The following is a 12,161-nucleotide window of genomic DNA, read 5'->3' on the forward strand; positions in this document are numbered from 1 at the left end:
CACCTCGGGGGCAACTCCGAGCGCTGGTTCAGCATTCCGCAGACACGCCGGACGGGAGGCCCTGCACCCGCTGGCCCCGTCCCTCCCGTCCGACGCGCGTCCGGTCAGGCGGCGGCGAGGTACTCGTCCCAGTCCGGCTGCGGCCGCTCGATGCCGCGCACGATCCACGCCGTGCCGTGCGGAGCACGTGGGCGGAAGCGCAGCGTCCAGCCCATCTCGTGCGGGGTGCGGTCACCCTTGACGTTGTTGCAGGCCAGGCAGCACGCCACGAGGTTCTCCCACGAGTCCGCACCGCCGCGGGACTTCGGGTGCACGTGGTCGATCGTGGTGGCGTGCCGGTTGCAGTAGGCGCAGCGGTTGCCGTCGCGGCGCAGCACCCCGCGGCGGGACACGGGGACGAGCCGGCTCTGCGGGATGCGCACGTACCGGGTGAGGACGATGACCGACGGCCGGTCGTAGCTCGTGGTCGAGCCGAAGACCGGGTGGTCGGCGTCGGCGGTGATGACGGTGGCCTTCTGGTTCATGACCAGGACGAGGGCCCGTCGGAACGAGATCACCGCGAGGGGTTCGTAACCGGCGTTGAGGACGAGAGTGCGCATGGGGTCCCTTCCGACGTGCCTGGACGGCTTCCAGGCGGACGACGCTGCTCACGGTCCCCTCGGTCCTCGAGCGGGTGACCCGACCCCGGAAGCAGAAGAGCACCGCCCTGGTGGGCGGTGCTCAGTTCGCGGGCGCGTGCTGGGGCACGCGGCAGGTCGTGGTCGACCATATGTCGACGTGCGCGCGCCGACCCATGGTGCGGGTCGTGCGGCAGGCTGGCATGTGATCTCCCGTTCGAGGTCGAGTGGACCGTGTCGCCAGGTTAACCCAGAAACCGGCCCGACACGAGAGCGTGTGGACCGGTTTCCGGTGCGTTCAGCGGGCCTGGGCCCGTCCGTTCACTTGATGCCGAAGCGGACGATGTGGTAGTCGGTCGTCCAGATCGGGCGGATGCTGACCGAGCCGCCGGGCTTCGGGGCGTCCATGATCATGCCGTTGCCCATGTAGAAGCCCTCGTGCGCCTCGGTGTTGAAGATCACGACGTCACCGGGCTGGGCCTCGGAGGTCGGGATCGTCGTGCCGGCGGCGTCCTGCAACGGCACGGAGTGCGCCAGCGAGATGCCGAACTGGGCGTAGACGTACATGACGTAGCCGGAGCAGTCGAAACCGGCCGGGGTCGCACCGCCGTAGACGTACGGCGTGCCGATGTACTGCTCTGCGACCGAGACGACCTGCGACAGGCTGAAGCTCGGGTACTTCGGGCTCGCGACGTAGTCCGCGGCGCTCGGACCGGTGTACGAGGCGTACGAGGCGGCGGTCTGCGCGCGGGCCGTGGCGAGGGCGGTGTCGCTCGTCGTGGTCGTCGTCGTCGCGGTGGACGCGGTGACCTTCGGGGCGACGACCTTCGGGGCCGTCGCGGTGTAGCCGTCGCGGACGGTGTCGGCGAGCGCCGCGGTGTTCGCGACGGTGAGCGACTGGCTGTCCGCCGAGCGGAGGTTGCCCTGGGCGACGGCCTGCTGCGAGCCGGCGGTCGGCTGCGGGGCGGTCGCGGCGATGGCGGGGAGCGCCATCGTGCCGAAGAGCCCCGCCGTGATCGTCATGACGGCGACCGGCAGGACCTTGCGCTTCCCGCGCGCGGCTGGCCGGGAGGCGCTGCTCGCGACCGCCGCGCGGCTGGCGGCGGCACGGCGGGCGGCGGTGGCGACCGGGGACTTGGCGAACGACGATGTGACCGGCGCGATGGGGGTCTCGAGCTCCGGGTCGACGGAGCGGACCACGGCGGCGCCGGCCGCGACGGCGGGCTTGGGGGCCGGCTCGGTCGCCGCCACGAGGGTGGCCTCGGCGGTGGGTGCGGCATCGGCGATGGCCTGCTCGGACGCCGCGGCAGTCGTCGCGGCGACCGTGACCGGTGCGACGGGCGCGGTCGACCCCGTGCGGGCGGCGGCGGCCTCGGCGGCGCGGCGCTCGCGGCGACTCGCGAACTGGATGTCGGTCGAACGGGCGGCGGCACCCGTGGTGGTGTCGGCTCGCTGGGCGTCCGTGGTGGAACCGGTCTGCGTCAAGAGTGTTGTCTCCGGCGCCTCGACTGCACACGCGACCGAGGCCGTCGGGTGCAACCCCATCCGTTCGTCATCGTTTCCGATCAGGCAGGAGACGGGTTCGAGACGTCCTGCCACGGTTCCCGCCAGCTCGCTTCCAGGCTCTGCGGGACTCGTCGAGTGTACGCAACGCCTCCGACGGTGTCGAGGCCTGCGAGCAAGTTGGTAACGATTCGATCAAGATAGCCTGGTCAGAGGCCGTTTTGACATGTTCCGACGCCGCGCGGGCGGGACCGCCGGAAGTCGTGTAGGCGCCCCGATCCCGGTACCCCGCAGCGCACCGCTCGGGGTACGCCGAGGGGGACGGCATCCCCGGCCGTCAGCTGCCGATGTACACGTGCTGTGCGACCTCGACCGGCAGCTCGAGGCCCTGGTCCTCGCCCTCGACCCGCACGGCGACGTACGCTCCGGCGCGCTGCACACTCGCGGTCCGTCCTGGCATGACCCCGGCGGCACGGAGTTGCGCGAGGAGTTCGGGCTCGAACTGCACGGGTTCACCCAGGCGGCGGATGGTCCCCGTGCTCACCGTCGACGAGCCGTCGGTCGCGGCGACGATGCTCCGGACGCCGTCGAGGAACCGGCCGGCCGGGGCGTCGCCGAGCTCGTCGAGGCCGGGGATCGGGTTGCCGTAGGGGGACTCGGTCGGGTGGCCGAGCATCTCGATGATCCGACGCTCGACCTGCTCGCTCATGACGTGCTCCCAGCGGCAGGCCTCGTCGTGGACGAAGGCCCAGTCGAGGCCGATGACGTCGGACAACAGGCGCTCGGCCAGCCGGTGCTTGCGCATGACGTGGGTGGCCCGCTGGCGACCCTCCGACGTGAGCTCGAGGTGGCGGTCCCCGGAGACGACGACCAGGCCGTCGCGCTCCATGCGGGCGATGGTCTGCGAGACCGTGGGACCCGAGTGTCCGAGTCGCTCCGAGATCCGTGCGCGCAGGGGGACGATCGCCTCCTCCTCGAGGTCGAGGATCGTGCGCAGGTACATCTCCGTGGTGTCGACGAGATCGGTCACCGGAACGCCTCCCCTGTCACGTGCACAACTCCTCCAGCCTACTTGTTCACATGCCGCGGCCCGGACAGTGCTCCACAGGGGGTCGTGCGCCCGTCGGGCTTGGGATACCAGCTCACTAGGATCGACCCATGGCAGACCTCGTCATCCCCGCTGACCTCCTCCCCACCGACGGACGCTTCGGCTGCGGCCCGTCCAAGATCCGCGGTGCGCAGCTCGAGTCCCTGGTGACGGCAGGGGCGACGATCCTCGGCACGAGCCACCGTCAGGCGCCCGTCAAGAACCTCGTCGGCAGCGTTCGCGAGGGCCTCGCGACGCTGTTCGACATCCCCGACGGGTACGAGGTCGTGCTCGGCAACGGTGGCTCGACGGCGTTCTGGGACGCTGCCGCGTTCGGCCTCGTCGAGCGCCGTGCCGAGAACCTCTCGTTCGGCGAGTTCGGCTCGAAGTTCGCCAAGGCGGTCGCCGCTCCCTGGCTCGAAGCCCCGCACGTCGTCACCGCGCCCGGTGGCTCCCGGTCGGAGCTCGAGATCGTCGAGGGCGTCGACGTCTACGCCTACCCGCACAACGAGACCTCCACAGGCGTGATGGCCCCCGTCGTCCGCGCGGCCGGCGATCCCGGCGCGCTGACCGTCGTCGACGCCACGAGCGCCGCCGGTGGCGTGCAGTTCGACACCGGTGCCGCCGACGTCTACTACTTCGCACCGCAGAAGAACTTCGCATCCGACGGCGGTCTGTGGCTCGCCCTGTTCTCGCCGGCCGCGATCGAGCGCGTCGAGCGCATCGCCGCGAGCGACCGCTACATCCCCGAGTTCCTCAGCCTGAAGAACGCCGTGGACAACTCGCGCCTCGACCAGACGCTGAACACCCCCGCGATCACGACCCTCCTGCTGCTCGACGACCAGATCCGGTGGATCAACGGGTCCGGCGGCCTGGCTTGGGCGGACATCCGCACCAAGGAGTCGTCGAACGCGCTCTACGAGTGGGCCGAGTCCGTCGACTACGCCACGCCGTTCGTCGCCGACCCGGCACACCGGTCGCAGGTCGTCGCCACCATCGACCTCGACGACGCGATCGACGCCAAGGCCGTCAGCGCCGCGCTCCGGCAGAACGGCATCGTCGACACGGAGCCGTACCGCAAGCTCGGCCGCAACCAGCTCCGCATCGCGACGTTCACCGCGATCGACCCCGACGACGTCCGACAGCTCATCAAGGCCATCGACTACACGGTGGCCGCGCTGCGCGGCTGACGGCCGCACGACGGACGACGACGGCCCCCGGGATCCGATCCCGGGGGCCGTCGTGCGCCTCCCGACCAGAGGTCGCCGCAGCGTCCGATCCGGCCGGGAGGCCCGGCGTCACTCCGCCTCGTCCGCCGCCTCGCCATGCCCAGCGCTGGTGCGACCTGCGTCGTCGGAGTCGTCGTCGTCGGAGTCGTCGCCGTCCGCGTCGTCGCCGTCCCCGTCAGGCTCGTCGTCGTCGTCCTCGTCCGAGTCCTCGTCGTCCTCGTCACCTTCGACGACGGCGATGGCCTCCTCGACGTCCACGCCGTCGAACGCGTCGTCGCCCAGGTCGTCGTCCTCGTCGGAGTCGTCCTCGTCGTCGTCGTCGTCGTCGTCGTCGTCGAGCAGGTCCTCGTCGTCCTCGTCCGCGTCGTCGTCGTCCTCGTCCGACTCGTCCTCGTCGTCGTCCTCAGGGTCGTCGTCGGAGTCGTCCTCGTCCGAGCCCAGGTCCTCCGCATCGCCGGCCTCGGCGTCCGGATCGCCCTCTTGCGTCGCCCGGTACTCGGCGAGCCGCTCCGACCACGGCACCCAGTCGGGCGCGAGCAGCGAACCGTCGCCGGGCATCAGCTCGACCTCGAGCACGGTGGGGTCCTCGCCGTCGACCTGCGCCAGGCTGACGGTCCAGCGCCATCCGGGGTAGCCGGGCATCGTGTTGGCGAACAGCACCGACACCACGCCGTTGCCCTCGTCCACGGTGCCGACGACCGCTCCGACGGTGTCCTCGGGCGTGACCTCGAGCAGCGCGGTACGCGCGAGCCCCGTTGGGTCCTCGATCACGGTCAGGCGTCCAGCTGGTCGGCGACGTGACGGAGGATGGCCGCCGTCCGCGACCCGTTCTTCGGGTAGTGGCCGTGGCGCAGGTCGCCGCTGATGCGGTCGAGCTCCTTCACCAGGTCCTCCACGATGACGGCCATGTCGTCGGCCGAGCGCCGGTTGATCTTCGCGAGGCTCGGACCCTCCTCGAGCACGCGGACCGACAGCGCCTGCGAGCCACGCTTGCCCGCGACGACGCCGTACTCCAGACGCGCTCCGGCCTTGACGGTGGTGACCCCGGACGGGAGCGCCGACGCGTGCAGGAAGACCTGGTCGCCGTCATCGCCCGTGATGAAGCCGAACCCCTTCTGCTCGTCGTAGAACTTGACCTTGCCGGTCGGCATGACTGCACTCCTCGATCTGACGTCCGCGGTGTCCGCGGACGGCGTTCCTTGTCGATCATCCTGTGTCGACTATCCTGAGCCGGTGGCCAAGACCCGATCAACCGCGCGACAGCGTCCCGTTCGGACGCAGGCCACCGGCCCTGCGCAGTCGACCAGGACCCCGGAGCGCCCGCAGACGCCCGAGCCCCCGGTGGCCAATCGTATCGAACGCATTCTGATGTACATGATCGCGGGGATCATCGCGGTCGCACTGGTGTGCTTCCTCGTGCTCATCGTGGCGTGGCTCACGGTCGGGTCCATCCCCGGCACGGGCATCTGGCCGACGGTCGAGGCCTTCCCGCTCATCGGCTTCCCGATCGGGCTGCTGCTCATCATCGCGCTGCTCGCGGTCAACTGGACCAAGCGGGCACGCGAGAACCGGGACGACGCGCGCTGACCCCGCTCCGGGGCGGACGGACACGACGATGACGACGGCAGCCGCCCTCGCCGCCCGACTGCGGGCCATGCCCGACGACGACCTCGTCGCGCTCGTCGCCGCGCGGCGCCTGCCCGGCGCGGCGCTCGCCGCACATGGCCCGTCGGCCGTGGCCGACTTCTTCGACCTCGCGGACGCCCTCCGGACGCCCGACGTCATCGACCGTGCGCTGGCACGACTCCCGCGCGCGACGCTCGCCGCCCTCCAGCACCCCGCCGACGCGGACCCCGCGGCACTCGCGCCCGCCGTGGCACTCGGCCTCACCGATGGAGCAGAGCTCGACGACGCGGTCGCCGCGCGACTCGCCGAGCATCCGGAGTTGCGACCGGACGACGCTCCCCGGCCGGGAGGCCCGACCCCCGTCCCGCAGGACGTCGACCGGGTGCGCGCGGTGGCCGCCGAGACGGCGTTCGCGACCCTGACGTCACTCGCCGAACTGGTCCGCGCGGTCGCCGCGGACGAGGTGCACGAGCTCGCGAAGGGCGGGATCGGGGCGCCGCTCGCGCGGCACCTCGGCGAGCGCGCCGCGGCCGACCCGGTGCGGGTCCCGGACCTGCTGGCCCTGCTCGCCGAGACCGCGCTCGTCGATCCCACGAGCCCGACGTGGACCGTCACCGACGACGGTCGCGGCTGGCTCGTGGCGCCCTGGCCCCTCCGGTGGGTCGAGCTCGTGGTCCGGTGGCGGGCGACGCTGAGTGATCCGGTGGTCGAGGTCCTCGCCCTCGCCGCGGACGACTGGCGTGGGCTCGAGGCCCTCGGGCGCTGGGCCTACCCCGGCGGCGCGGAGTGGCTCCCCGCGGAACTCGTGCGGAGCGCCGAGACCGCGGAGGCCCTCGGCATCACGGTCGACGGCGTGGTCACCGCGACGGGGCGCGTCCTGTTCGCGGCGCGGACCACCGACGACACCGCGGCGATCGACCACGCCGGCGCCGACCTGCCGTCGACCGTGCCGGGCGTGTACCTGCAGAACGACCTCACCGTCATCGCCCCCGGCCCGCTCGAACCAGCCGACGACGCGGCACTCCGCACCGTGGCCGACGTCGAGGCACCGGGACTCGCGAGCCGCTACCGGATCTCCGAGGACAGCGTCCGCCGCGCACTGCTCGAGGGGTACGACGGAACCACGGTCCTGGACACGCTCGGCCGACTCTCGGCGGCCGACGTGCCCCAGCCGGTCCGCTACCTGGTGGAGCAGGTCAGCGCCCGTGCCGGCAGCATCGTCGTCGACCACGCCGCTGAGCAAGGCAGCGTGGTGCGGGGTCCCGCCGAGCAGCTCGACCTGGTGTCCGTCGACGCCGAACTGCGCTCACTCGCCTGGGCCCGGCGGTCCCCGACGGTGCTCGTCAGCCCGTACCCGCCCTCGTCCGTGGTCTCCGCGCTCGAGGACCAGCGGTACCCGGCCGTGCTCGCTCCCGCCGCCCGCGTGGCGGACGCGGCCGGGCCTCCCGTTCGTCGCCGGACCGCGCGCACACCCGAGGAGCAGGCGCGCGAGCTCGTGGAGCGCCTCCGCGCCGCGACCCGACGAGGCGACCAGGAGCCCGCGCAGGAGTGGATGGGACGGCAGATCGACCTGGCCGTGCGCGGCAAGGTGGCCGTGCGCGTCGTCGTGCGGATGCCCGACGGCACCGAGGCCCCGTTCACGATCGTGCCGACGTCGGTGAGCGGTGGCCGGATCCGGGGCCGCGACACGCACGCCGACGTCGAGCGGACCCTGCCCCTGTCCCTCGTGGTCGCGGTCGAGCACGTCGCCTGACCGACCGACCCGGACGTCTCGTCCGCGGCGCGGCTAGGCTCGACGGTCATGAACGGGCCACTCATCGTCCAGAGCGACCGGACCGTGCTGCTCGAGGTGGCGCATCCCGAGGCCGAGGACGCGCGACACGAACTCGCGGTGTTCGCCGAACTCGAGCGCGCCCCCGAACACGTCCACACCTACCGCATCACCCGGCTCGGGCTGTGGAACGCCCGCGCCGCGGGCCACGACGCCGACGCGATGATCGACACGCTCGAGCGGTTCGCCAAGTTCCCGGTCCCGCAGAGCGTCGTCGTCGACATCCGTGACACCGTCAGCCGCTACGGCCGTCTCGTCATCCGCCGCGAGGACCCGGCGGACGCGCCGGCGATCGCGAACGACGCGACGGAGGAGCTGGAGCAGCAGCCGAGGCTGGTCCTCACCGCATCGGACCCGTCGATCCTCGCCGAGGTCACCCGCTCGAAGCGGATCGCCCCGCTGCTCGGCGCCCGCCGGTCGGACACCGCCGTCGAGCTCGAGCAGTGGGCGCGCGGCCAGGTCAAACAGGAGCTCGTCAAGATCGGCTGGCCTGCCGACGACCTCGCCGGGTACACGCCCGGACAACCGCACCGGATCGACCTCGACGAGACCGAGTGGCACCTCCGCGCGTACCAGGAGGACGCGGTCAAGAGCTTCTTCGCCCAGGGGTCCGGTGTCGTCGTGCTGCCCTGTGGTGCGGGCAAGACCCTGGTCGGCGCGGGCGCGATGGCCACCGCCAAGGCGACGACGCTCATCCTCGTCACCAACACGGTCTCGGCGCGGCAGTGGCGCGACGAACTCCTCCGCCGCACGTCGCTCACCCCGGACGAGATCGGCGAGTACTCCGGGAGCGTCAAGGAGGTCCGGCCGGTCACGATCGCGACGTACCAGATCCTCACCGCACGGCGGAAGGGCGTGTACACGCACCTGTCCCTGCTCGACGCCCTCGACTGGGGCCTCATCGTCTACGACGAGGTCCACCTGCTGCCCGCGCCGGTGTTCAAGCTGACCGCGGACCTCCAGGCGCGACGGCGCCTGGGACTCACGGCGACGCTCGTGCGCGAGGACGGCCGCGAAGGTGACGTGTTCTCGCTCATCGGGCCGAAGCGGTACGACGCGCCGTGGAAGGAGATCGAGGCGCAGGGGTACATCTCCCCCGCCGAGTGCTACGAGGTGCGGATCGACCTGCCCCACGAGGACCGCCTCGAGTACGCGGCCTCCACGGACGACGACCGGTACCGGCTCGCCGCGACCTCGCCGGCCAAGACCCCGGTCGTGCGCGACCTCATCGAGAAGCACCGCGGCGAGCAGATCCTGGTGATCGGGCAGTACATCGACCAGCTCGACGAACTCGCGGCGCAGCTCGACGCGGCCGAGATCACCGGGGCGACCCCGATCGACGAGCGCGAACGGCTGTACCAGGCGTTCCGCGAGGGCACGATCGACGTGCTCGTGGTGTCCAAGGTCGCGAACTTCTCGGTCGACCTGCCGGACGCGACGGTGGCGATCCAGGTGTCGGGCTCCTTCGGCTCACGGCAGGAGGAGGCCCAGCGGCTCGGCCGGCTGCTCCGCCCGAACAAGGACGGCCTCCCGGCGTCCTTCTACACACTCGTCACGCGGGACACCGTCGACCAGGACTTCGCGCAGAACCGGCAGCGGTTCCTGGCCGAGCAGGGGTACGCGTACACGATCCTCGACGCCGATTCCCTAGCGGCCGCGTGAGCAGATCCAGACAGTCATCGCCCCCTCGACGTCTGCACCAGGAAATCCCGTCGTCCTGTCAGACAGCGTCCCATCCGTTCCCAGGCAACCCAGAGGCCACGACCAGATACTGAGTCACATGACCGACGGACCGAAGATCCTCATCGTCGACGACGAGCCGAACATCCGCGACCTCCTCACCACCTCGCTCCGGTTCGCGGGCTTCGCCGTCCGCGCGGTGGGCAACGGTGCGCAGGCGATCTCCGCCGTGCTCGAGGAAGAGCCGGACCTCATCATCCTCGACGTCATGCTCCCCGACATGAACGGGTTCGGCGTGACCAAGCGCCTCCGGTCGTCGGGCTACACGTCGCCGATCCTGTTCCTCACCGCCAAGGACGACACCGAGGACAAGATCACCGGACTCACCGTCGGCGGCGACGACTACGTGACCAAGCCGTTCTCGCTCGACGAGATCGTCGCCCGCATCAAGGCGATCCTCCGGCGCACCATGAACGACGAAGAAGACGCGATCATCCGCGCCGGTGAGCTGACGATGGACCAGGACACGCACGAGGTCAGCATCGGCGAGGCGCAGATCGAGCTCTCACCCACCGAGTTCAAGCTGCTCCGCTACCTCATGCTCAACCCGAACCGGGTGCTGTCGAAGGCCCAGATCCTCGACCACGTGTGGGAGTACGACTTCAACGGCGACGCCGGCATCGTCGAGTCCTACATCTCGTACCTGCGCCGCAAGCTCGACCAGTACTCGGCCGAGCCGGTCATCCAGACCAAGCGCGGCTTCGGGTACATGCTCAAGGCCGCCAAGGCGTCTTGATCCAGCAGGTCATCGGCGCGATCCCAGCAGCGGCTGGGTCGCGCCGATTAATGTGATCGCAGCATGCACACACGCCTCGCCCGCTGGTGGAACGAGATCTCGCTCCGGACCAAGATCACCGGGATCACCGTCCTCCTGGTGACTCTCGGGCTGCTCGTCGCGGGGCTCGGCACCATGACGGTGCTCAGCACCTACCTGATGAAGCAGCTCGACAACGACGTCCAAGCGACGAAGACCTCGCTGAACGGCCAGAAGCTGACGAGCGTCGAGGGCTACTGCCAGATCAACGTCACCCTGCAGAGCGCGGCCTACATCGCCGTGCTCAAGCCCGACGGCGGCATCGCCTGTCACACGAAGAGCGACTACACGCCGGACCTCGGCGGGGTCGTGGGCAGCTCGCACGTCGACGACGACCACCCCTTCAGCGTGGTCGACGACAAGGGCCAGCACGAGTGGCGGGCCCTCGCGATGACGTCGCCGACCACCGACGCCGCCGGCAACCACTACACGATCGTCGCGGCCGTCTCGAGCCAGGGCACCGACTCGACCATCGCGCGGTTCACGGTGATCTTCCTCGGGTTCGGCATCTCGGTCGTCCTGCTCGGCGGCATGCTCACCCAGCTGCTCGTCACCGCCACGTTCGACCCGCTGCGGGACGTCGAGGCCACGGCCGCACGCTTCGCCGCGGGGGACTTCTCGCAACGCCTCGGTGCGGACACCCCGAACACCGAGGTCGGTCGCCTCAACCACTCCCTCAACGTCATGCTCGAGCGCATCGACTCTGCGTTCGAGGACCGCCAACGCACGATCGAGCAGATGCGCCGCTTCGTCGGTGACGCATCGCACGAGCTGCGGACCCCGCTCGTGTCCCTGCGGGGGTACGCCGAGCTGTACCGGATGGGGGCCCTCCGGAAAGAAGAGGACGTCGCCCAGGCGATGGAGCGCATCGAGAAGGAGGCCCAGCGCATGGGGCTCCTCGTGCAGGACCTCCTGCAGCTCGCCCGCATCGACGAGTCGAAGCCGCTCGAGCTCGGGCCGGTCGACCTCGTCGCCATCGCGCGGGACTCGGCGCTCGACACGATGGCGTCGAACCCCGACCGCGAGATCCAGGTCCTGCTCGCCGACTCCGTCACCGGCGAGAACGTCCCGCAGGTCGTGCCGCAGTGGGTCGGTCCTGCGGCACCCGGAGCGCGGAACGGACAGTCCCCGACCTCGCCGCCGTCGAACGTCACCGGGCCGATCGCCTTCGCGGGGCAGACGCTCGCCCGGCTGCGCGCACGTCGTGGTCGTCCCGTCGGCATCGAGTCCGGCCCGGCCGCGCCGACCACGGCCCCGCTGCCGACCGTCGTCCTGCCCGTGCGGCCGCCGGTCGTCCTCGCCGAGGAGAACAAGATCCGCCAGGTCGTGACGAACCTCATGGGCAACGCGATGCGGTTCACGCCGCAGGACGACCCCATCGAGATCGGGATCGGCGTGGACGAGGCCCGGGGCATGGCGCACCTCGACGTGATCGACCACGGTGAGGGCATCCCGCCGCAGATCCGCGAGAAGATCTTCCAGCGGTTCTGGCGCGCCGACACCTCGCGCGCTCGGGACACCGGCGGCTCGGGCCTCGGGCTCGCGATCGTGTCCGGCATCGTGGCGGCGCACCACGGCGAGGTCGAGGTGTTCGACACCCCGGGCGGTGGTGCGACCTTCCGCGTGTGGCTCCCCCTCCTCCCGCGCGACTACGTCGCCCCCACCCCCTGACCCCTCTCGCGAGATCGCAGTCGTTGCCGTTCTGAGGTCCATC

The 12,161-nt window shown here is 71.0% G+C and carries 11 protein-coding genes; 6 read left to right on the forward strand and 5 right to left on the reverse strand.

Translation table 11 applies throughout. The features are described from left to right. Positions 1 to 104: 104 nt before the first annotated feature. From DEI88_RS14135 to DEI88_RS14145, 3 genes are all read right to left on the reverse strand, one after another. Complete coding sequence (locus DEI88_RS14135; protein WP_111010489.1) at positions 105 to 599, reverse strand: HNH endonuclease; 495 nt, start codon at positions 597 to 599, stop codon at positions 105 to 107. A 339-nt stretch (positions 600 to 938) separates the two neighbouring features. Further along, positions 939 to 2,102, reverse strand: a complete 1,164-nt coding sequence (locus DEI88_RS14140; protein ID WP_146246053.1) for a C40 family peptidase — start codon at positions 2,100 to 2,102, stop codon at positions 939 to 941. A 355-nt stretch (positions 2,103 to 2,457) separates the two neighbouring features. Further along, on the reverse strand, positions 2,458 to 3,150 hold the full coding sequence (locus DEI88_RS14145) for an iron-dependent transcriptional repressor DtxR (protein ID WP_111010491.1): 693 nt from the start codon (positions 3,148 to 3,150) through the stop codon (positions 2,458 to 2,460). Between the two features lie 128 nt (positions 3,151 to 3,278). Here DEI88_RS14145 and serC point away from each other — a divergent pair, with 128 nt between their 5' ends. Beyond that, positions 3,279 to 4,397, forward strand: a complete 1,119-nt coding sequence (gene serC, locus DEI88_RS14150; RefSeq protein ID WP_111071800.1) for a phosphoserine transaminase — start codon at positions 3,279 to 3,281, stop codon at positions 4,395 to 4,397. Between the two features lie 108 nt (positions 4,398 to 4,505). Here the strand turns inward: serC and DEI88_RS14155 are convergent, their stop codons facing one another. Continuing rightward, positions 4,506 to 5,207 carry a DUF3027 domain-containing protein gene (locus DEI88_RS14155; protein ID WP_111071801.1) on the reverse strand — a complete coding sequence of 234 codons (702 nt, stop codon included), beginning with the start codon at positions 5,205 to 5,207 and terminating at the stop codon, positions 4,506 to 4,508. 2 nt (positions 5,208 to 5,209) lie between these two features. After that, positions 5,210 to 5,587: a cold-shock protein gene (locus DEI88_RS14160; protein ID WP_111013102.1), complete on the reverse strand. Its 378-nt coding sequence runs from the start codon at positions 5,585 to 5,587 to the stop codon at positions 5,210 to 5,212. A gap of 217 nt (positions 5,588 to 5,804) precedes the next feature. Here DEI88_RS14160 and DEI88_RS14165 point away from each other — a divergent pair, with 217 nt between their 5' ends. The 5 genes from DEI88_RS14165 to DEI88_RS14185 all read left to right on the forward strand — a co-directional run bounded on the left by DEI88_RS14165 (position 5,805) and on the right by DEI88_RS14185 (position 12,118). Continuing rightward, positions 5,805 to 6,023 carry a hypothetical protein gene (locus tag DEI88_RS14165; protein WP_111010495.1) on the forward strand — a complete coding sequence of 73 codons (219 nt, stop codon included), beginning with the start codon at positions 5,805 to 5,807 and terminating at the stop codon, positions 6,021 to 6,023. A 28-nt stretch (positions 6,024 to 6,051) separates the two neighbouring features. Further along, on the forward strand, positions 6,052 to 7,815 hold the full coding sequence (locus DEI88_RS14170) for a helicase-associated domain-containing protein (RefSeq protein ID WP_111071802.1): 1,764 nt from the start codon (positions 6,052 to 6,054) through the stop codon (positions 7,813 to 7,815). A 48-nt stretch (positions 7,816 to 7,863) separates the two neighbouring features. Further along, on the forward strand, positions 7,864 to 9,555 hold the full coding sequence (locus DEI88_RS14175) for a DNA repair helicase XPB (RefSeq protein ID WP_111013100.1): 1,692 nt from the start codon (positions 7,864 to 7,866) through the stop codon (positions 9,553 to 9,555). A 118-nt stretch (positions 9,556 to 9,673) separates the two neighbouring features. Beyond that, complete coding sequence (locus DEI88_RS14180; RefSeq protein ID WP_111010498.1) at positions 9,674 to 10,369, forward strand: response regulator transcription factor; 696 nt, start codon at positions 9,674 to 9,676, stop codon at positions 10,367 to 10,369. A gap of 63 nt (positions 10,370 to 10,432) precedes the next feature. Continuing rightward, positions 10,433 to 12,118, forward strand: coding sequence for a sensor histidine kinase (locus DEI88_RS14185; protein WP_111010499.1), 1,686 nt, complete (start codon positions 10,433 to 10,435; stop codon positions 12,116 to 12,118). The last annotated feature ends 43 nt before the right edge of the window (positions 12,119 to 12,161 follow it).

The organism is Curtobacterium sp. MCBD17_003 (assembly GCF_003234885.2).
Lineage (GTDB): Bacteria > Actinomycetota > Actinomycetes > Actinomycetales > Microbacteriaceae > Curtobacterium.

Bases quoted from the DNA above. Each gene is read 5' to 3' on its own strand.
- DEI88_RS14160 (WP_111013102.1), bottom strand. From the start codon at position 5,587: ATGCCGACCGGCAAGGTCAAGTTCTACGACGAGCAGAAGGGGTTCGGC.
- DEI88_RS14185 (WP_111010499.1), top strand. From the start codon at position 10,433: ATGCACACACGCCTCGCCCGCTGGTGGAACGAGATCTCGCTCCGGACC.
- serC (WP_111071800.1), top strand. From the start codon at position 3,279: ATGGCAGACCTCGTCATCCCCGCTGACCTCCTCCCCACCGACGGACGC.
- DEI88_RS14180 (WP_111010498.1), top strand. From the start codon at position 9,674: ATGACCGACGGACCGAAGATCCTCATCGTCGACGACGAGCCGAACATC.
- DEI88_RS14175 (WP_111013100.1), top strand. From the start codon at position 7,864: ATGAACGGGCCACTCATCGTCCAGAGCGACCGGACCGTGCTGCTCGAG.
- DEI88_RS14170 (WP_111071802.1), top strand. From the start codon at position 6,052: ATGACGACGGCAGCCGCCCTCGCCGCCCGACTGCGGGCCATGCCCGAC.
- DEI88_RS14165 (WP_111010495.1), top strand. From the start codon at position 5,805: ATGTACATGATCGCGGGGATCATCGCGGTCGCACTGGTGTGCTTCCTC.
- DEI88_RS14135 (WP_111010489.1), bottom strand. From the start codon at position 599: ATGCGCACTCTCGTCCTCAACGCCGGTTACGAACCCCTCGCGGTGATC.